18 protein-coding genes and 3 pseudogenes are annotated in these 19,770 nt (G+C 69.4%); 5 read left to right on the top strand and 16 right to left on the bottom strand.

The window, feature by feature from the left end; genetic code table 11:
* Positions 1-848: 848 nt before the first annotated feature.
* The 5 genes from O7620_RS10555 to O7620_RS10535 all read right to left on the bottom strand — a co-directional run bounded on the left by O7620_RS10555 (position 849) and on the right by O7620_RS10535 (position 6,231).
* Complete coding sequence (locus tag O7620_RS10555) at positions 849-1,628, bottom strand: transposase family protein (protein WP_278122885.1); 780 nt, start codon at positions 1,626-1,628, stop codon at positions 849-851.
* A 69-nt stretch (positions 1,629-1,697) separates the two neighbouring features.
* Positions 1,698-3,158 (bottom strand): NF041680 family putative transposase, encoded by a 1,461-nt coding sequence (locus tag O7620_RS10550; protein ID WP_278122884.1) that lies wholly within the window; start codon positions 3,156-3,158, stop codon positions 1,698-1,700.
* A 138-nt stretch (positions 3,159-3,296) separates the two neighbouring features.
* A complete protein-coding gene (locus tag O7620_RS10545) occupies positions 3,297-4,577 on the bottom strand; it encodes an IS701 family transposase (RefSeq protein WP_278126943.1) in 1,281 nt (426 codons plus the stop codon).
* Positions 4,578-4,697: 120 nt separating this feature from the next.
* The gene (locus tag O7620_RS10540; RefSeq protein WP_278122883.1) at positions 4,698-5,813 is read right to left on the bottom strand and encodes an IS701 family transposase; all 1,116 of its coding nucleotides are present in this window, start codon (positions 5,811-5,813) and stop codon (positions 4,698-4,700) included.
* A gap of 91 nt (positions 5,814-5,904) precedes the next feature.
* Complete coding sequence (locus tag O7620_RS10535) at positions 5,905-6,231, bottom strand: hypothetical protein (protein WP_278122882.1); 327 nt, start codon at positions 6,229-6,231, stop codon at positions 5,905-5,907.
* Positions 6,232-6,414: 183 nt separating this feature from the next.
* On the opposite strand from O7620_RS10535, the pseudogene O7620_RS10530 reads away from it, so the two are divergent.
* A pseudogene (locus O7620_RS10530) lies at positions 6,415-6,540 on the top strand (transposase family protein); the annotation flags it as partial.
* Positions 6,541-6,545: 5 nt separating this feature from the next.
* On the opposite strand, the gene O7620_RS10525 reads toward O7620_RS10530, so the two are convergent.
* Together O7620_RS10525 and O7620_RS10520 are read right to left on the bottom strand one after the other, a co-directional pair.
* Positions 6,546-7,166, bottom strand: a complete 621-nt coding sequence (locus O7620_RS10525; protein ID WP_278122881.1) for an IS630 family transposase — start codon at positions 7,164-7,166, stop codon at positions 6,546-6,548.
* Positions 7,130-7,621: a winged helix-turn-helix domain-containing protein gene (locus tag O7620_RS10520; RefSeq protein ID WP_278122880.1), complete on the bottom strand. Its 492-nt coding sequence runs from the start codon at positions 7,619-7,621 to the stop codon at positions 7,130-7,132. The genes O7620_RS10525 and O7620_RS10520 overlap by 37 nt, the downstream gene beginning before the upstream one ends.
* Positions 7,622-7,699: 78 nt before the next feature.
* On the opposite strand from O7620_RS10520, the pseudogene O7620_RS10515 reads away from it, so the two are divergent.
* Positions 7,700-8,259: pseudogene (locus tag O7620_RS10515) on the top strand (transposase family protein); the annotation flags it as partial.
* 7 nt (positions 8,260-8,266) lie between these two features.
* Here the strand turns inward: O7620_RS10515 and O7620_RS10510 are convergent.
* The 3 genes and pseudogenes from O7620_RS10510 to O7620_RS10500 form a co-directional block, all read right to left on the bottom strand.
* Positions 8,267-9,382 carry a hypothetical protein gene (locus O7620_RS10510; protein ID WP_278122879.1) on the bottom strand — a complete coding sequence of 372 codons (1,116 nt, stop codon included), beginning with the start codon at positions 9,380-9,382 and terminating at the stop codon, positions 8,267-8,269.
* A 189-nt stretch (positions 9,383-9,571) separates the two neighbouring features.
* Positions 9,572-9,892 (bottom strand): integrase core domain-containing protein, encoded by a 321-nt coding sequence (locus tag O7620_RS10505; protein WP_278122878.1) that lies wholly within the window; start codon positions 9,890-9,892, stop codon positions 9,572-9,574.
* Positions 9,893-10,724: 832 nt separating this feature from the next.
* Positions 10,725-10,877, bottom strand: a pseudogene (locus tag O7620_RS10500) (IS3 family transposase); the annotation flags it as partial.
* A gap of 373 nt (positions 10,878-11,250) precedes the next feature.
* Here O7620_RS10500 and O7620_RS10495 point away from each other — a divergent pair.
* On the top strand, positions 11,251-12,513 hold the full coding sequence (locus tag O7620_RS10495) for an MFS transporter (RefSeq protein WP_278122877.1): 1,263 nt from the start codon (positions 11,251-11,253) through the stop codon (positions 12,511-12,513).
* A gap of 43 nt (positions 12,514-12,556) precedes the next feature.
* Here O7620_RS10495 and O7620_RS10490 read toward each other — a convergent pair whose 3' ends face one another.
* From O7620_RS10490 to O7620_RS10465, 6 genes are all read right to left on the bottom strand, one after another.
* A complete protein-coding gene (locus O7620_RS10490) occupies positions 12,557-12,943 on the bottom strand; it encodes a VOC family protein (protein WP_278122876.1) in 387 nt (128 codons plus the stop codon).
* Positions 12,940-13,638 carry a hypothetical protein gene (locus O7620_RS10485; RefSeq protein WP_278122875.1) on the bottom strand — a complete coding sequence of 233 codons (699 nt, stop codon included), beginning with the start codon at positions 13,636-13,638 and terminating at the stop codon, positions 12,940-12,942. The genes O7620_RS10490 and O7620_RS10485 overlap by 4 nt, the downstream gene beginning before the upstream one ends.
* 201 nt (positions 13,639-13,839) lie before the next feature.
* A complete protein-coding gene (locus tag O7620_RS10480; protein WP_278126941.1) occupies positions 13,840-14,259 on the bottom strand; it encodes a YchJ family metal-binding protein in 420 nt (139 codons plus the stop codon).
* Between the two features lie 200 nt (positions 14,260-14,459).
* Positions 14,460-15,578, bottom strand: coding sequence for a magnesium and cobalt transport protein CorA (locus O7620_RS10475; RefSeq protein WP_278122874.1), 1,119 nt, complete (start codon positions 15,576-15,578; stop codon positions 14,460-14,462).
* Between the two features lie 99 nt (positions 15,579-15,677).
* The gene (locus O7620_RS10470; RefSeq protein WP_278122873.1) at positions 15,678-16,289 is read right to left on the bottom strand and encodes a class F sortase; all 612 of its coding nucleotides are present in this window, start codon (positions 16,287-16,289) and stop codon (positions 15,678-15,680) included.
* 82 nt (positions 16,290-16,371) lie between these two features.
* Complete coding sequence (locus tag O7620_RS10465) at positions 16,372-16,818, bottom strand: hypothetical protein (protein ID WP_278122872.1); 447 nt, start codon at positions 16,816-16,818, stop codon at positions 16,372-16,374.
* Between the two features lie 377 nt (positions 16,819-17,195).
* On the opposite strand from O7620_RS10465, the gene O7620_RS10460 reads away from it, so the two are divergent.
* A complete protein-coding gene (locus O7620_RS10460) occupies positions 17,196-18,467 on the top strand; it encodes an MFS transporter (protein ID WP_278122871.1) in 1,272 nt (423 codons plus the stop codon).
* Between the two features lie 57 nt (positions 18,468-18,524).
* The gene (locus O7620_RS10455; protein ID WP_278122870.1) at positions 18,525-19,760 is read left to right on the top strand and encodes a lycopene cyclase family protein; all 1,236 of its coding nucleotides are present in this window, start codon (positions 18,525-18,527) and stop codon (positions 19,758-19,760) included.
* Positions 19,761-19,770 lie beyond the last annotated feature (10 nt).

Genomic DNA, 19,770 nt, shown 5'->3' with positions numbered 1-19,770 from the left:
GCGAGAGGTGGCCACCGCCGCGGCCAGCGAAAGGTCCGGGCGGGTATTCCTTTGCGGAGGAAAATTTGAGAGGTCGATGGCTGGCCGCTCAGGGTAGTCATCTGGCCGGTCGTTCGGAGAGTTCCGGAGGTGTGTGAAAGGGAATCGTACGACGGGGGCTGCGCGAGGGCATACGCTGGAACTCTGTTCGGCAGCGCATCTCGCGAAAGCAATTCGTGCGCCTGCTCGAATTCCATCAAGGTGGAAGCGATGTCATAACTGCGCCAGAGACTCAGGCGTTGAGACTTTCCGTCAAAATCACGGCGTCGCCTCGATACCTCGTGTGCCTCAGTTAGATTCATTAGGATCTCACCCGTGCATTCCGCTTCCTCGATGCGGCATTGACGAAGCTCTCTAACGAGAGCGCTCTGCCGGCTGCGAAGATCTGCTTCCTCTGAATCAAGCCTCTTCGCCTCGGCGCGGCGAAGTCGTTGCATAATGCCACCCCTCTCTAGGCCTGCCCGCCTCGCGGCCAGATCAGAGGCTTCTACGGCCATCTGGGCTCTAGTACGGCAGCCGCCGTTCGGGATCATGGCTGGAGTTCGAGGTTGAGGCGTCGGGCGTAGTGGGATCGTCGGGCTCGGGCCTGGTGGCGGCGCCGCCAGTGTGACCAGTGCAGACGGTGGGCGAGGCTGAGGATCGTCTCGATGATGAGGGTGTTGATCAGCCGGCGGACTTCGTTGACGGTCAGTGGGATCAGGTTGGGTTCGTCGGGTTCGTCGGTGGCGGCATCGGCGGCGCAGATCGCCAGGACGGCTAAGGGATGTCTCGTAACTGGGTGAAGGCGTTGCCCTGGGCCGGGCCGGTGGTCAGCCGGTGAGGATGATGTTGTGGAGGTTGGCGATGCCGGAAGCGGCGTCGGTCAATGTGTGGCCGGCGCGGCGGTAGTCGCGCAGGATCTTGAAGTTCTTCATCCTGGCCAGGGCGTGTTCTACCCCTGCTCGAACGGTGCGGTGCTCGACGTTGAGGGCTTGTTTCCAGTCCGGCAGCGAGCTGCCGTCGGCGGGTTTGCGGTACGGCATGATCACCTCAGGGTTGCCCCGGTAGCCGCCGTCGGCCATCACCGGCCGCCCGTCGAGCTTCTCCTGGATGCCGCTGGTGCGGTAGACGATGGTGTCGTTGCGGTTGCCGGGCTGTGGGTCGCCGACGGCGATGACCAGGCGGGTGGAGGCGTCGATGGCGACCTGCAGGTTTGTGGAGTAGCGGTAGTTCTTGCTCCGGGCGGCCAGCCGGTGATCGCGGGTCGGGACCAGCGTCCCGTCAACGATCGCGATCTGCGCGACCGGCCGTTTACGCACCGGCGCCAGGGCCAACAGCGGTGCGAGGGTGTCGATGACCCGGTGCGCCGCGGAGTGCGACACCCCGAACAGCGGACCGATCTGGCGCATCGTCAGGTTCGTCCGCCAGTACGCGGCCACCAGCAAAACCCGATCGGCGAGGTCAAGAGCCCACTGCCGGCCCGGCCGACCGTCAGCTATGCCGTCACCGCCACGCTCGGCAACCAACCGGACCAGCGTGCGGAACTGCGGTGGCTGCAGCCCGGTGAACGGGAAGATCCACTCCGGGCGAGCTGCCGTGATCACCTGCACCCCGGCATCCTGCCCGACCATCCCCAACGGACAGACACCAGGGTTACGAGACATCCCTTAGCTTGATCTTTAACCTGTGCGGCGTGGCCGGGGATTGACAGTCTTCGTCTTCTTTGTGGCCGATGTTTTGGCGTTCGTGGTGGTCGCGATGTGGACGTCGTATCGCGGGGTGGGGTGGGTGTTGCGGCGGCCGGGTGGTCGCCCCGGGCCTGGCCGGGCGGGTTTGGGTGCACCGGCCGGGCAGGTCGCCTTCGCGCGGAGGTGCCGAAACCCTCGGCGGACGCGGGCGGGTGACAGACGCTGCGGTGGTGCGGGTTGCTCCCAGGGGCGGCGCAGGTCGGCGGCGAGGGCGCGGGCCAGACGGAGCTGGGTGTAGGCGGCGAGGATCAGCCAGGTCCATAGGTCGGCGGCTTGCGGGGTGCGGATCTTCGGGCAGGTCCAGCCGAGGGTCTGTTTGAACAGGCGGAACGTGTGTTCGATGTCGAAGCGGCGTAGGAACGTCTGCCAGAGCAGGTTCACGTCATCCGAGGTGGCGTCGACGCCGGACCACCACAGCCACACCGGCTTCGGTGTAGCGCCGCTGGGTAGGTGGTCGACTTCCAGGCGGATGACGGTCCCCTCGATGACCGGCAGTACTTTAGCCGCGGCGGTCCAGGCGGATCGGTGGGTCAACCGAGGGTGCAACCGGTCCCAGGCACGGGCCCACGCCGTGCCGTAGAGACGGGTGTCGGCGACAGTGGCCGCGTCCGGCTCACCCCAGGTGGCGAGATCACCGAAGACGAACTCGCCGCCGTGGCGGGGCGGACGGCCGACCGTTCCCGGCCGCCGAGGCGGCACTGCCCGACGCAGCACCCGATCCGATCGCATTCGCGCGAGGACCTGCACGGGCAGGTCACGCAGGAGGAACGCCAGTCGGGGCGCGTCGTAGCCGGCGTCGGCCACGACCAGGATCTCCGCGTCCCCAGCCTGCCACTGCCCGGCCGCGATCAGACGCCCCATGTCTCGCAGCTGCCCAGCGGTGACCGTGGCCGCGTCGTCGCCAGGCGCCAGCCGCACCGCGTCCAACGGTGCGGTCCACGAACTACGGCCCGACTCCAGGGCCACGACCATCGAATACGGCCAGCCCGGGATCATGATGGTCTGATCCTTGCCGCGTCCGTAGGTGTGACACAGGATCCGCTGTGGTGAGGTGTGCGCGTCCGGCCGCAGCCAGCAGGTGATGTCCACCGCCAGGACGAGACGGCCGTCAGCTGCCCGGGGCAGCGGCACCCCAGCGAGAGCGGTGCGCAACCGGTCAATGTCCAACTTCCCGCAGGCGAGGGCGTCATACAACGCCCCGTGACCCCGGCGGTGCTCACCCACCAGCGACAACTCCACCAGCGACCGGACCGGCCCGTCGGCGCACAACACCGCGTCGGTCAGGTCGAACAACGCGTCAGCCCGAGCGGTCAAGCAGTCGTAGAACTCCCGCCGGAACCGGTCCAGGTCCCCAACGGCATCAGCCGAACCACGGTCATGCACACTGATCACCAGAACAGCCCTTGGTTATTGATGTTCTTCCCTAGACAAGAAGATCATCAACCAAGGGCTGTTTCCGTGATCGTTCGGGGTCCCCGCAGGACCTCAGAGGGTTAAAGATCAAGTTAGTACGGCAGCCGCCAATCGTGATCATGGCTGCCGTTCGAGGTTGAGGCGGCGGGTGTGATGGGCTCGTTTGGCTCGGGCTTGGTGTCGGCGTCGCCAGTTTGACCAGCGCAAACGGTGGACGATGCTGCGGGTCGGGTGGATCAGTAGGACGTTGATCAGGCGGCGGATCTCGTTGACGGTCAGCTCGATCATGTCGGGCTGAGCGTGGCGGTCTGAGGTGCGGGCGTCGGCGGCGCAGATCGCGAGGACCGCGAGCGCGGCCAGGGCCAGGGTGGTGAACCGGTGCCAGGACGTCCAGTGGCGGACTTGGTGCTGGTCAAGACCGACCTGGCCCTTTCCGGCCTGGAACGATTCCTCCACGATCCAGCGGACTCCCGCTACCCGCACGAGCTGGGCGAGGGCGGCCGGCCCGGTTGTCCAGCAGCGGTAGAAGGCCAGCTCACCGCTGGTGTTGTTGCGGCGGATCAGCAGACTGTGCCGGCCGTCGCTGTCCGGGTCACCGTCGGCGCCGACGTCGGCGAGCCAGGCCCAGTCGTAGAACCGTGGCCCTTTCGACCCGTCACCGGCACTGCGCCGGGTCCACGCGGTGGCGGGCAGGTCGGCGGCCAAGCGGTCAGCACGGCAGCGGGCCTTACCACCGTCGATCGGCACGAGATGGTCGCGGGAGACCGCCAGGACGTAACCGAGGCCGAGTTCGCGCAGCCGGGTCCGCAGGTGGGCGTTGTTGCCGTAGGCCTCGTCCGCGGCGACCCATCTGGCCGGGACCAAGGACTGCACAGCGGCGGTGATCATGTCGTCGGCCAGCTCGGACCGGGTGGCGAACCCGATGGTGTCCGGCACGCCGGCCTGCTCACAACGCTGGTGGTCGTCGGTCCATGACTTCGGCAGGTAGACCCGCCGGTCGATCAGGGTGTGCCCGTGTCGGCTCGCGTAGGCCAGGAAGACCCCGACCTGGGCGTTCTCGATCCGGCCGGCGGTTCCGGTGTATTGGCGCTGGACACCGACGGTATGCACGCCCTTCTTCAGATCGCCGGTCTCGTCGACCACCAGGACCCCGTCGGGGTCACCGAACCGGTCGACGACGACCTGCCGCACGTCGTCACGTACCGCGTCGGCGTCCCACTTCGCCCGGTAGAGCAACCGCTGCATCGCATCCGGGCGACCATGCCCGGCTTGCTCGGCCAACTGCCAGCACGTCTTGATCTGAAGGTCGGCGAGCAGGCCGGTGACGAAGCCGGCGGCCGCTCGGCGAGGCTCGACCCGAGCGAACCGGCCTGCGAACGAGCTGGTAACCAGGTCGATGGTCCGTCGCCACCGGGCAGGCTCTACGCTGTGGCTCTCGGCCACCGCAGGGTCGGATGATGTGTCCACAACGCACAGACGATCATGCGGTGGCCGTCCTCGTGCCTGCGGGATCCGAGGTCACCTCACGAACGGCGGCTGCCGTACTAGGGCGGCCAGGGCGAGGGTGGTGAAGCGGTGCCAGGAGTCCCAGCGGCGGACCTGGTGCTGGTCCAGGCCGACCTGGCTTTTGGCGGCTTGGAAGGATTCCTCGACGGTCCAGCGGATCCCGGCGACCCGGACGAGTTGGGCGAGGGTGGCCGGTTGCGGGGTCCAGCAGCGGTAGAAGGCCAGCTCGCCGGTGGTGGTGTTCTTACGGATCAGGAGGCTGTGGTGGCCGCCTTCGTCGGGGTCGGCATCGGTGGTCACGTCGTCGAGCCAGGCCCAGTCGTAGTAGCGGGGCCCTTTCGACCCGGCCCCTGCGCTGCGGCGCTGCCACGCCGAGGCGGGTAGTTCGGTGGCGACCTGGTCGGCGCGGACCCGGGTCTTGCCTGCGTCGAGAGGTACCAGGTGGCTGCGGGACACGGCCAGGACATAGCCGAGACGATGTTCGCGCAGGTGGCTGCGGAAGACGCTGCTGTTGCCATAGGCCTCGTCCGCGGCGGCCCACCCGGCTGGCACGCCGGCGGCGACGGCTGCGGTGATCATGTCGGCGGCAAGGTCGGGTTTCGTGGCGAACTCGACCTCGTCCGGGACACCGGCGGCCTGGCAGCGGTCCCGGTCCTCGGTCCACGACACCGGCAGATACACGCGTCGGTCGATCAGGGTGTGCCCGTGCCCGCTGGCATAGCCGAGGAACACCCCGACCTGCGCGTTTTCGATCCTGCCGGCGGTACCGGTGTACTGCCGTTGCACCCCGACCGAACGCAGGCCCTTCTTCAGATCCCCGGTCTCGTCAACGACCAGGACCGCGTCAGGGTCACCGAACCGGTCGACGACCACCGCCCGCAGGTCATCGCGGACAGCGTCAGCGTCCCACACCGCCCGATACAACAGCCGCTGCATCGCATCCGGCCGGGCGTGTCCGGCCTGCTCCGCCAACTGCCAACACGTCTTGACCTCGATATCGGCCAGCAACCCGGTTACGAACGCCGCCGCCGTGCGACGCGGCTCCACCCGCCCGAACCGGCCCGCGAAACAGGCGAGCACCCCGGCCAGAACCCACCGCCACCGGGCAACGTCTACGCTGTGGCACACGGCCACCGCCGGATCTGAAGTTATGTCCACAACATACAGACGATCATGCGGTGGCCGCCTCGCGTCCACCCCACCCCCCACCAGCGGCATCTCAAACGGCGGCTGCCGTACTAGCCTCTGAATTGCCTTCCAATTGCTGTGCCAAATGCTGCCTTCGACCGCTCAGCATCGCATATGCACGCCTGTTTCTGGCTTCGTCGCGCAGAATTCTAGCTCCTTCTAATTGATGGTCATCAAGCTCATCCCGGCGGAGCTCAGCGATACTCTGCAGTTCTTTATGACGTTTTACCCAAAACTGATACCCCGGCATTTCAGTCACTTCGGGTGTTTCTCGAAGCATCCTCCCCATCAGTTCTATCTTTTTGAGATAGCCTGTTACCTCTAGATAAAATCTGGACATTTCTTGTTCTTCTGGCACGCGCAATCTCCCGTCGGGTGGTCTACTCTGTGCTGGGCCCTCACCATCACAACGGAATGAAGGGCTGTCGTCTTCACTCCTGTCGCGATCATCTCGGCCTGTGTTCGTTCGGTGGACGACGGCACGATCACTGCCGGTTGTGACGGGTGGCTCACACACTGTCAATCCCCTGGAAGTGTGGAGGGCCGGCAGGCGCTGCTGGCTCTGGCCCATCTCCGTAACGGCGACACCTACACCCGACTCGCGGCCGGCTTCGAGATCGGCGTCGCCACCGCCTGGCGCTACGTCCAGGAGGCGATACAGATCTTGAATGGTTAGGTTGAGTCGGGTTCGAGGGTCAGGCCGGTGTGGGCGAGGAAGCTGTCGAGCAGGTCGGCCCGGTACTGGATGCGTTTGAGTCGGTTCTTGACGATCGCCTGGAGATGATCGACGCCGCGGACGGCGAGGTTGCCGATGCTGTGTTTGAGGTGTGACCACACCTGCTCGGTGGGGTTGAGGTCGGGGGCGTAGGCCGGCAGACGAATCACGTGTAGCCAGTCCCGGCCGTTGATCATCTGCCGCATCGCGGCGCTGATGTGGGTATTGAGGTTGTCCCAGACGAGCACGATCGGACCGCCGAGCTGCTGGTGGGCTGCGTCGAGCAGGGCGATGTAATCGGTTTCGGTGAAGCTGCGTCGTTCGTTCTTGCGGCCGCGGTGGGTGATCGTTCGGTAGATCAACCGGCTGCGTCGGCCCGGTTTCACGCAGACCAGCCCCGCGATCGAGACCCGGCCAGAACCCTTACCTGACACCGGAATCACCGGAGTTTCGCCGCGTCGGCCCCAGGTGCGGGCCTTCGGTGGGCGCAGCGTCTGACCGGCCTCGTCCTCGAAGCAGATCCACGCGTCGCGCTGCGCCGCTACCGTTTTCCCGCCGGCCACACCTCCCGCCGCCACGTCGCGACCGCCTCCTCGTCACGCTCGACGGGCCGGTGCGACGGAACCTGCACCGACCAGCCGATGCGATGCAGCAAATACGAGGTGCCGCGCAGCGTGTACCGGGTGCGGAACATCCGAGCGATCAGATCCGACACCCGCGCCAGGGTCCACCGCTGGTCCTCGCCGAACCCGTGCGCGGCTGGCCCCTCATCCAGGGCATCGGCCAGGCGCCGCAGCCGGCCGGCGTCCAGGCGGCAGCGGGAACCACTCGGCCCTTTCGACGCCAACCCGGCCTCACCTTCGGCACGCCACCGCTTCCGCCAGCCGTACACCGCTGTCTGCGACACCCGCAACCGCCGGGCGACCTCCGCAACCGGCACGTCCTGCGCGAACCACCCGGCCGCCTGCCGCCGCACCGCCTCACGCTTCACCCGCCCTCGCTCGGACAGCCCACCTCCGTCGGGATACCTCATCCCTCCGGCCTACGCCCCCGACCCGCGAAGATCACGCCGACACGCCGACCCACAGTGGACAAACCTGACCTTTCAAGATCTGTAGCCCTGCTCAGCTCGGCAGCCGACGACCTGGACACCGCGATGCGACGCATCCGGCTACTGGCGTACGCGATCCTTGACGGCACGCTGATCCCGATCGACCGGATCGCCGAGCAGAAGCCCTACTACAGCGGCAAACACAAACGCCACGGTGTGAACGTGCAGGTCATCTCCGACGCCGCCGGCCGGCTCGTGTGGGCATCACCGGCACTGCCCGGTTCGGCACACGACCTGAGCGCCCCCCGCCATCACGGCATCATCGACGCCCTGACCAGCGCGGACGTGATGACCTTCGCCGACAAGGGCTACCAGGGCGCGCACGGTAGTGTCCGCACCCCGTTCAAGCGGCGCGCCGCTTCCGGCCAAAGCTGTCACGCAGGCAGAAGGCCGTGAACCGGGCCCACGCGAAGATCCGCGCCCGCGGAGAACGAGCGATCGCCACACTCAAGACCTGGAAGATCCTGGTCAAGCTGCGATCCTGCCCACGCCGAGCCACCGCGATCGTCCAGGCCACCCTCGTCCTGCACCACGTCGAAGCGAACCGCCACGCAGGATGAAAATGGCTCATTGTCCTCGACGCTCGGGCCGGGAACGTGGTTGTTGTTCCGAATAGGCGGGAGGAGGTGCGAGTTGCCAGGAGGCTTGAGTACCCGACTGGGCTGAGCCATGTTGGCGAGAGGTGGCCACCGCCGCGGCCAGCGGAAGGTCCGGGCGGGTATTCCTTTGCGGAGGAGAAATTTGAGAGGTCGATGGCTGGCCGCTCAGGGTAGTCATCTGGCCGGTCGTTCGGAGAGTTCCGGAGGTGTGTGAAAGGGAATCGTACGACGGGGGCCGCGCGAGGGCATACGCTGGAACTCCGTTCGGCAGCGCATCTCGCGAAAGCAATTCGTCGAGTATGCGAACAGCGGATCGGCCGTCGCGCCCAACGGTATTGTGATTATTGTAATAGGGTTGCACGAGGGCTTCCCTGCAGTCATCCCAGGCGCGGGAAATTTTAATTTTTTTGGGCCTCATGAAATCAAAGTGCGCCTGCTTGAATTCCATCAAGGTTAAAGCGATGCTATGACTGCTGCGCCAGCGACTCAGGCGTTGAGACCTTCCGTCAAACTCACGGCGTCGCCTCGATAGCTCGTCTGCCTCAGCTCGATTTATTCGGATCTCACCCGTGCATTCCTCTGTCTCGGCGAGGCATTGACGAAGCTCTCTATAGAGATTGCTCTGCCGGCTGCGAAGATCTGCTTCTTCTGAATCAAGCCTCTTCGCCTCGGCGCGGCGAAGGCGAAGTAGTTGCATAACGCCACCCGCCCTCTCTGGGCCTGCCCGCCTCGCGGCCAGACCAGAGGCTTCTGCGGTCATCTGGTCATGAGCCTCTGAAATGCCTTCCAATTGCTGTTTCAAATGCTGCTTTCGACTGCTCAGCACCGCATATGCACGCCTGTTTTTGGCTTCGTCGTGCAGAATTCTAGCTCCTTCTAATTGATGGTCATCAAGCTCATTCCGGCGGAGCTCAGCGACACTCTGCAGTTCTTTATGACGTTCTACCCAATGCCGATAGTCCGGCATTTCAGTCAATTCGGGTGTATCTCGAAGCATCCTCCCCATCAGGTTTATCCTTTTGAGATAGTCTGTTACCTCTAGATAAAATCTGGACTCTACTTGCTGAAAACGTTCTTCTGGCACGCGCAATCTCCCATCGGGTGGTCTACTCTGTGCTGGGCCCTCGCCATCACAACGGAATGAAGGGCTGTCGTGTTCACTCCTGTCGCGATCATCTCGGCCTGTGTTCGTTCGGTGGACGACGGCACGATCACTGCCGGTTGTGACGGATGGCTCACACACTGTCAATCCCCTGGAAGTGTGGAGGGTTGTTTAAGCTGCCTGGGCCCGGCGGGCTTCGGCGATGAAGTGTTCGTAGTCGACCGGTGACATGGCGTCGCAGGCGCTGTGGCGTCGGCGGACGTTGTAGAAGTCGACGATCCAGGTGGCGATCTTGATGCGGGCCTCGGCTCGGGTCCGGAAGCGCTGCCGGTGGATGTACTCGACCTTGATGGTGGAGTTGAACGCCTCGGCGGCGGCGTTGTCCAGGGCGCAGCCGACCCGACCCAACGACTGCGGGACGCCGACACGCTTGCAGGCTCTGGCATAGTCGGCGGCGGTGTACTCGCTGCCGCGGTCGCTGTGGAAGATCACTGCGTCGACCTGGCCGCCGCGGGTCGCGGCGGCCCTTCCCGCAGGCACAAGAGGATCTGCGTCGCAGGGCGGTAGCGGCGGTCAAGGCCGGGCACACGCAGGCGGCGGTGGCCACAGTGCTCGGTGTGTCACCGCAGGCGGTTTCGCGGTGGGTCAACGCCTTTGACCGCAAGGGGAACAAGGCACTCAAGGCCGGCAAGCGGGGGCGGCGTCCGGGTGAGCAGAAGCCTCGACCCGAGGCAGGAAGCTCGGGTACGGCGAGCGGTGGTGAGTAGGTACCCCGACCAGGTCGCGTTGCCCGGCCTGGTGTGGACTCGCCCGCAGGTCCGCCAACTGGTACGCACCTGGTTCGGTATCGGCCTGTCCCTGGTCACGATCGGCAAGTATCTGCGCTCGTGGGGGCTGTCAAGCAGAAGCCGATCCGCAAAGCGTACGAGCGGAACCCCGAGGCGGTCGCACGGTGGCTGGAGGCGGAGTACCCCGCCATCGAGAGACAAGCGAAGAAGGAGAAAGCGGTCATCTTGTGGCTGGATCAGACCGGACTACGCTCCGACGCCTCGGTGGGGACCACCTGGGCGCCGGTCGGGTGCACCCCGGTGGTGAGCAAGACCGGTAAACGGTTCGGTGTTCCTGGCCTGGCTCGACCGCCTCGTACGACACCTCGGGCGGAAGATCCACTTGATAGTGGACGGGCCACCCCGAGGCAGTGAAGTCCCTGTTCGGCAAGCCAGAGGTCCGCTACGCCGCTGGCTGATCAGCACATGTTTGTCCTTCGGGTCAATAAGTCACGTTTGACCAGGTCACGAGGCCGGTCGGTCTCGGCCTCAGGCCGTGTCGTGCGTGCTGACCTGTCGCGCAGCAGCCCGCGCAGCGCGGCGGCGCGCATCAGCCGTTCGACCGTGCACCGGGCCACCTCGACGCCCTGGCGGTGCAGCTCGTGCCAGATCTTTCGGGCGCCGTAGACGCCGTAGTTCTCGGCGTGGATCTCCTGATCATCGTGGTGAGTTCGCTGTCGCGCCGTGACCGGGCCGAGGCCGTACGGTCTTGACGGTGTAGTAGGTCGACGGTGCGATCTGTGCCGGAGTGTCTTCCAACGCCCGCAAGACCGACTGGACACCGTGCTGTTCCTTCTCAGAGTCGACGAACGCGACCCTCACCGCGACGGCCGGTCCAGCTCGGCCGCGACCCGCGTCAACGCCGGGTGGACGTTCCGATCCGCCCGTCCCACCGCGGGCGGCTACACGGCGCTCCCCATCTCAACAGTGCGCTTCACTCCGAAGCTGGACCGCAATCACACAGCGCCCGGCGGTCGCGCTTTCCACGTCCGGTGTCCGTCTCCACTCCCATGGGAAGGCCCCATGATCCGCATCGTCTCGCACGGACCCGACCCGGCGGTCCGCCGGCTCACCCTGACCCTCTACGGGTACGCGTTCCTCAGCGACCTCGTCCTGCTCTACCCGCTGTACGTGGTGTTCTTCGCCGACACCGGCCTGTCGGTGGGGCAGATCTCGTCGCTCTTCGTCATCTGGTCGGCCGCCGGCATCCTCGTCGAGGTGCCCTCCGGCGCGTGGGCCGACGTGGTGTCCCGCCGGCTGCTGCTGTGTCTCGCCCCGCTGGTGACCGCGGGCGGGTACGCGCTGTGGGTGCTGGCGCCGTCGTATCCGGCGTTCGCGTTCGGGTTCCTGCTCTGGGGCGCCGGCGGGGCCTTGGTCTCCGGCGCGCTGGAGGCGCTGGTCTGGACCGAGCTGGATCGGCTCGGCGCGGCCGGCCGGTACGCCCGGGTGCTCGGCCGTGCGCGCACGGCGGGCGTCCTGGGTGTGGTGCTCTCCGGAGTGCTCGCCGGCCCGGTGCTCGCCGCCGGCGGGTACCCGGCGATCGGCGCGGCCAGCGTGCTCGCCGGTCTGCTCGCCACGGCCGTCGCCGCCCGGTTTCCCGAACACCGCCGCTCTACCGCAGCGTCGGTCGGACCACCGTCCGGTCCGGACGATGACGACGGCGACGCGGGCTGGTGGGAGACCCTGCGAGCCGGGGTCACGCAGGTCCGCACCCACCCGCCGGTGCGGGGCGCCGTGCTCCTGGTCGCCGTGGTGGCCGCCGACTGGGGCGCGCTCGACGAGTTCACCCCGCTGCTGGCCCTGGACACCGGCGTCGGGGCGCAGGTCGTACCCCTGCTGCTCCTGCTGCTCTGGGCCGGGGTGACCGTCGGCGGGTTGCTCGCCCCGGTGGGGGAGCGGCTGGGCGGCCGGGGCTATGCCGGCCTGCTGACCGTTGTCGCCGTCGCGCTGGCCGGGGGCGCGCTGCTGCGGCATCCGGCCGGGTTCGTGCTGCTCGCGGTGGCGTTCGGGGCCGCGCAACTGGCCACCGTGCTGGCTGACGCGCGGTTGCAGGCGCGGATCACCGGCAGCAGCCGCGCGACCGTCACCTCCCTGGCCGGGATGGCCACCGACGTACTGATCATCGTGACGTATGGCGCGTACGGGCTCGTCGCCACGGCGGCCGGCAACGCGGTGGCGTTCGCGGTGACCGCCGGGCCGTACCTCATCGTGGCGCTGGCGCTGCTGCGCCGCCGCCGGCGCCCCGCGGCGGTGACCACCGGGGTGGCCGCGCGGGGCCGGCGCTGACCCTGCCCGGCGGCGACCGGAAGGGCCGCCGCCGGGCGCTCGCTCAGCCAGCCATGTGCAGGAACGACCACTGGTGACCGTCGAGGTCCCGGAAGCCGCGCATGTACATCGGCCCGTTGGCCATCCCCGGCCCGAGCGGCTCCCCACCGGCGACCGCAGCCCGATCGACCAGCTCGTCGACCTGCTCCCGGCTCTGCGCCGACAGCCCCACGATGACCTCCCGGCTGGTCGCCGTGTCGGTGGCGGCCACCCCGGTGTACGCCTCGAAGGCCGACTTGACGTGCAGCATCAGCCGGGTGGTGTCGGAGATGGTGAGCATCATGCTGTCCCCGTCCGGCCCGGTCTGGTCGGTGGTGAAGCCGAGCGTCCGGTAGAACTCGGCGGCGGTGGTCAGGTCGCGCACCGGCAGGTTGATGAAGGTCATGGTCATCGGTTGTCTCCGTTCGACTCGAGCAGCACCTTCAACGCGGTGAGCCGCTCCCGCCAGTACGCCTTGAGCTGCGTGGCCTGCTCGGCTCCGGTCAGCTTCTCGTGCAGGACGTTGACCCGGGTCTTCGACTCGCCGACCGCGTCGAAGCCGACGACGATCCGGGTGGGCCCGCCGGCCCAGTCGGCCCGGAAGCTGCGCGGCGCGGTGGCGGTACGGACCCGCACCTCGACGTCGGGCAGCCAGCGGGCGCGCGCCGTCTCGTCGGCGAACGCCTCGAACAGCCGTGCTGCCGGCGCCGCCACCGTCCGGCTGGCGCTGGCCTCGAAGCCGCCGCCGCGCCGCTGACCGGGCGAGCGCAGGCCGCGTGCCTGCTCGTACCCGACGGTGATGCTCTGCGCCCACCAGCCCGGAACCTCGTGCTCGGCCACCAGGTGACGGGCGATCTCGGTGTGCGTCCGCTCGGCGGCGGACGCGGCGTCGAGCACGGCGAACCACTGCGCCCAGCCCCGCCCGGTCCGGTCGCGGAGCAGGTCGTCGGCGATCCGCTCGGTCTGTGCGGCGGCGGGTGCCGGAGGCGCCTCGGGGTCGGGCCCGGCGGCCCGGTTGATCAGGTGCCGGCGGGCCGTGGTGTAGCTCTCGCCGGTCTTCGCCATCCGGGCGCGGACCCGGGTCTTGAACGATCTCTGGTTGGTCATCACATGCTCCCGGTCAACGGCACGGTCACCGGGACTCACGCTCCCGTCGACCCCGCCGGAGTGGGGCATGTGGCACCACGTCCCGAGGGCTCCAGGCCCCCTTTGCCTCCGCGTGGCCGGCGGCGTGAGCGCCGGGAGGGAGGTGCGGCGCAGGACTACGCCGGGGTCATCATACGTTCAGCCCGGCCATCGGCGCAGCCGTCAGGGCTGATCGCCGTCGAGGTAGACCCATCGGCCGTCCTCGCGGGCGAACCGGCTGTGTTCGGTAAGCGTGCCCGCGCGGCCCGCGTCGCGGTAGTGGGCGTGGAACGTCACGGTGCCGGTGGCGTCGAGCAGTCCGCCCCGGTCGGTGTCGACGATCTCCAGCCAGATCCACCGCTGCCCCGGCGCCAGCTCCAGCCGGGCCGGTCGGGTCGAGGAGTGCCAGCTCCGCAGCAGGTAGCCGGTGTCGCCGAGGGCGAAGGCGCTGAACCGGGAGCGCATCAACGCCTCGGCCGTCGGTGCCTGCGCCGCGCCGCCGTGCACCGGCGCGCAGCAGTCTGCGTACGTCCGGCCCGAGCCGCACGGGCACACCCGTTCCGCCGTCGCGTTCGCCCGTCTGCGCCTGCCATCCTTGCCCACGCCGTCATCCTGCCGCACCGCCGCGCGGCCCCGGACGTTGGCCGACGGGTTGACGGTCGTCCCTACGCTCGCGGGCATGACGCGATCGGCCGCCGTGCCGCTGGCCCCGGGTCATCCGCGCGGGGCGGGCGACCTGCGCGGGGCGGGGTGATCCGCGCGGGGCGGGCGACCTGCGCGGGGGCGGGCTGACCTGCGCGGGGTTAGAGCCAGCCGGAGCGGCGGAACAGGCGGTACAGGGCCAGGGCGGCCAGGGCCATCAGGGCCACCGCGCCGGCGTAGCCGTAGCGCCAGGCCAGCTCGGGCATGTGGTCGAAGTTCATGCCGTAGATGCCGGCGATGCCGGTCTGGGTGGCCGCGATGGCCGCCCACGCCGCGATCTTGCGCATGTCGTTGTTCTGCTCGACCGCGAGCTGCGCCAGGCGGGACTGGACGATCGAGGTGAGCAGGTCGTCGTACGCGGCCACGCGGTCCACCGCCCGACTCAGTCGGCCGTCCACGTCGACGAACCAGCGGTGCAGCGTACGCGGCGGGCCGTCGGAGCCGTCCGAGCCGTCGGTGTCGAGCAGTGTGCGCATCGGCGCCTGCAACGGCAGGACCGCCCTCTTGAACTCCACGACCTCCCGTTTGAGCTGGTAGATGTGCTGGATGTCGGCGGAACGGTCCCGGGCGAACACCGCCTCCTCGACCCGTTCCAGGTCCCGTTCCACGTGCCCGGCCACCTCCAGGTAGGTGTCGACCATCCGGGCGCAGACCGCGTAGGCGACCGCCCACGGGCCGGCGGCCAGCAGCGCGGGCCGGCGTTCGATGTCGGCGCGGACGCTGCGCAGCGCACCGGTGGCGCCGTGCCGCACGGTGATGGCGAACCGGTTGCCGAGCAGCACCATCACGTCGCCGGTGTCGATCACCTCGGAGGTGTCGGTCAGCTCGTCGTGCTCGACGTACCCGGCGGTGCGCAGCACCAGCACCGTCACCGGCCCGTGGCGCTGCACGGTGGGCCGGTGCCCGTCGGTGAGCGCCTGCTCGACGATCAGCTCGTCGAGGCCGAACGTTCGTCCCACCGCGGCGAGCACCGCCGGCCCCGGCTCGTGCAGGCCCAACCAGACGAACGCGTCGCGGCCGCGCCGGGCGTGGGCGTACGCGTCGGCGTAGTGCGGGCGGCCGGGCTCGCGTCGACCGTTGACGTAGACGGCGCAGTCGACCACCGCGTCCGGGTTGGACCGGCGTGGGGTGGGGGAGCCGCCCTCGACCCGTCCGAGCAGTCGACGGGCGAGCGCGCGTACGCCGCGGCCGGCCCGGTCCCGTACCGCTCGCTGATCCACCACGTGCCTCCCCGTCGCCGGCGTACCGCCCCGATCAGGGATGGTGCCACCGCATTCTGCCGAGCGGGGTCCGGCGCCCGACAGGCGGGCGGCCCCGGCTCAGGCGGTGCGGGTGGCGAAGACGACGACGTTGTCGACGTAGTTGCCGGTGGCGTGGTCGAACCGTCCGCCGCAGGTGATGAGGCGCAGCCCGGCGGCGTCCGCCGGGCCGTAGACGAGCGCGGTGGGGAAGCGGTCCTTGGGGTACGCGCGCACGTCGTCCACAGTGAACGTGGTGATCCGCGCGTCGGTGCGGGTGACCTGGATCTCCTGCCCGGCGCGCAGGCGACCGAGGTCGAAGAAGACGGCCGGCCCGCTGGGGGAGTCGACGTGTCCGACCAGGACGGCGTTGCCCGTCTCGCCGGGGCTGACCCCGTGTCGGTACCAGCCGGCGAGGGTCGGCCGGTCCAGGGGTGGCACTTCCAGCACCCCGGCGGCGTCCGCGCCGACGGGGACGATCTCGGCGCGTACCCCGATGGCGGGGATCTGCACCCGGACCGGCGCGGCGCGCGTCAGCGGCGCCAGGTCCGGTGCGGGATGGGTGCGTGCCGGTGTTCCGGCCGGTGGCCGTGGTGGCCGCGCCGGGTCGGCGGTGAGGCCGACCGTGATCAGCCCCAGCCCGCTGATGCCGAGCAGGGCGACCACGGCCGGGAGGGTCCGCCGCCACCACACGTGCGCACCTCCGTACGGGATCGTCGGGGTGCCCGCGCCACCGGCGCGGGCACCCGTCCTCAGGGATGGAGCGGGTCGCCGGTCAGGCGACGGCGGACACCGGACGGCGCCGGCGGAACAGGATCACCGCGCCGGCCGCGGCGGTGCCGAGCAGCGTGCCTCCGGCGGCGAGGGCGCCGTTGTCGCGGCTGTCGCCGCCGGAGCCGGCGGGCGCGCCGCCGATCGGGGTGACGGTGAACGTGGAGCTGCCGGCTGAGCTGCCGTCGCCGCAGGTGGCGGCCACCGTGTAGGTGCCCAGGGTGAACCCGGCAGTGAAGAGTTCGGCGCTCAGCCCGCCGCCCGCGGCCGCCGTGGTGGATCGGACGTTCTGGTCGCGGTTGGGGCCGGTGACGCGGAACAGGGCGTCACCCGACTTCGGGTTGCAGGTCGTCGCGGTGAGCACGACGGTTCCACCGACCGGGGTGGTGGCCGGTGACACGGTGGTGTCGGCCAGCGCGGCGCCTGGCAGCAGGAGCGTGCCGAGGCCCACGCCGAGCGACGCTGAACAGAGTGCTGTTGAGACCTTCATACGCGTCTTCCCTCACTTTTCGTCCGCTGACTGCGTGGGACGTCGTTCGGGTGGCCAACTCCGTGACTAGCACCGGTGTGCCCAACACTAGGTGGGTTGGGGCCTCGATCAGGTGAAAATGAGAAATCCTCGTTGCCGTCACGTGTCCACCCGAAGGTGGGGAGAGCTGCGGAAAGGCCCGGACGGCCCGACCGGCACGGGTGCTCCGGTCGATGTCTGCTCCGGTCGGGCTGTCGTCGCTGAGGCGATGGCGAGGTATCGCGTCGCCTGTCCGGCACGCTTCTGCCGGCGGGATAAATCCCGGTGGACCCCGGGAGGCGCTGGTAGGTTCGCTCGCCGTGACAGGGGACGCGGGGGTTGGTCTGGGACATGCGTTCGCCCGGCTGTGGGCGGCCAGCACCCTGTCGGCCCTGGGCAGCGGGCTGGCGACCGTGGCCGCGCCACTCTTCGTCGCGTCGCGTACCGACGATCCGCTCGTGGTGGCCGCCGCGTCCGCCGTGGCCTGGCTGCCCTGGTTGCTGTTCGCCCTGCCCGGCGGGGTGTTGGTGGACCGGATGGACCGCCGCCGCCTCATGATCGTCATCGACCTGGTCCGGGTGGTCGCGCTCGCCGTTCTGGCCGCGGCGATCATGACCGATCGAGGCGGGGTGGCGCTGCTGTACGCGGTGCTGTTCGTGGTCAACACCGGTGAGATCGTGTTCCGCGCGGCCAGCCAGGCCATGCTGCCGACCGTGGTGCCCCGGCACCGCCTGGAACGCGCCAACGGCTGGCTGGGCGGCGGCACCACCCTCATGCACGGCATGCTCGCCGGACCGCTCGGCGGCTTCCTGTTCGCCCTCTCGGCGGGCAGCCCGTTCCTCGTCAACGCCGTCACGTACGCCCTCAGCGCCGTGCTGGTGGCGCTGATCGGCGGGGACTTCCGGGCCGTCGCCGGCGAGGCGCACGGACGCCGGGCCCGCTCGATGGGCAGTGAGATCGTCGAAGGGCTGCGCTGGCTGGCGCACCAGCGGTTGCTGCGCACCATGGCCGTGCTGATCGGCCTGCTCAACGTGACCCTCACCGCCGCCCTCGCGGTGCTGGTGTTGCTCGCCGACGAGCGGCTGGGACTCGGGTCCGTCGGCTACGGGCTGCTGTTCACCTGCATGGCCGCAGGTGGGGTGCTCGGCGCGCTCCACGGCGACCGGCTCGTCTCCTGGATCAGCGCCACCTGGACGGTCCGGGTCGGCCTGCTCGTCGAGGCGGGACTGCACCTGGCGTTGGCCGCGTCGCGTAGCACCCTCGTGGTCGGGTTCGCGCTCTTCGCCTTCGGTGTGCACGGCGCGCTGTGGAACATCGTGGCGAACTCGCTGCGCCAGCGACTCACCCCACCGACCCTGCAGGGTCGGGTGGCCAGCACGACCCTCTTCGTGGCGGCCGGTGGCAACTGCGTGGGCGCCCTGCTCGGTGGGCTGCTGGCCTCCTGGATCGGCATCACCGCGCCGTACTGGGTGGGGTTGGTGGTGGCGATCGGCGTCTCCGCCGCCACCTGGCGGGTCTTCGACCGCGCGACGGTGCAGCGTGCCTACGCCGACCCGCCCCCGGTCGAGCACTCACCCGCTCCGGTGGCCTGAGCGCTCGCCGGGCGGGCGACGGGTGGACGCACCGGGCGGTGTGGCAGCGTGGTGCGGGTGACCGACTCCGCGCCGCTCGACGTCGACCTCGCGCTGCTCGGCGGTGGTGGCGCCGCGTCGCTGCTGCTCGCCGCGCTGGACCGGCACGACGTCCGCGACCTGCGGATCGCCGTCGTCGACCCGGTGCGCCGACGCGGCCAGGACCGCACCTGGGCCTTCTGGGGCAGCCCGGACCCCGACCTGGACCCGCTGCTCAGCGCGAGCTGGCCACAGGTCGAGGTGGCCACGCCGGCGCGGCGCCGCGTCCTGGACCTGACCCCGCTGAGGTACGCCATGCTGCGCTCCGGCCCGGTCTACGACCGGGCTGCCGTCGCCGAGCGCCGCCTGCACGCCACCCGCGTCGTCGCGCCCGCCGAGGCGGTGACCGACGACGGCACCCGCGTGCTGGTACGTACCGCCGGCGGCCCGGTCGTACGAGCCGGCTGGGTGCTCGACTCCCGCCCCCGCCCACCGGCGCGGGCCGGGCGGACAACCTGGTTGCAACACTTTCGTGGCTGGTGGCTGGAGGCCGACCGGCCGGTGTTCGACCCCGGGCGGGCCGTGCTGATGGACTTCCGCACCCCGCAGCCGCCCCGCGGTGTGTCCTTCGGCTACGTGCTGCCGGTCAGTGACCGCTACGCCCTGGTCGAGTACACGGAGTTCTCCCCGGGCCTGCTCACCGACGCCGGGTACGACGCGGCGCTGGCCGCGTACCGCGATCTGCTCGGGTTGGACCCGGCCGGGCTGCGGGTGCGCGAGGTGGAGAACGGGGTGATCCCGATGACCGACGCGCCGTTCCCGGCCCGGCCGTCGCCGCGGGTGGTCCGGCTCGGCACGGCCGGGGGCGCGACCCGCCCCTCCACCGGCTTCACCTTCTCCGCCATGTACCGCCAGGCCGACCAGGTGGCGCGCGCGCTCGCCGCCGGCCGGCCGCCGGTGCCGGAGCCCGCGTACCCGCGCCGGCACCGCTGGATGGACGCGGTGGCGCTGCGCGCCCTGGACCGGGGCGGGGTCAGCGGTCCCGAGTTCTTCGAACGGCTCTTCGACCGCAATCCGGCCGAGCGGGTGCTGCGGTTCCTCGACGGCGTCACCACCCCGGCCGAGGAGGTCGCGGTCATGAACTCCACCCGGCTGCTGCCGATGATCGCCGCCACGGCCGGCGACGCGGCGCACCGCCTGCGCGACCGGGTCGGACCGCCCCGGCCCGTGCCAGCCATCCCGGCGGCCGTGGTGGGTGGCGCCTCCCCGACCTGATCGGCCCCGG

Source organism: Micromonospora sp. WMMD710, from assembly GCF_029626045.1.
Lineage (GTDB): Bacteria > Actinomycetota > Actinomycetes > Mycobacteriales > Micromonosporaceae > Micromonospora.
Note: the sequence above shows the minus strand (reverse complement) of the source record. Positions and strands in the feature narration are given on the sequence as shown.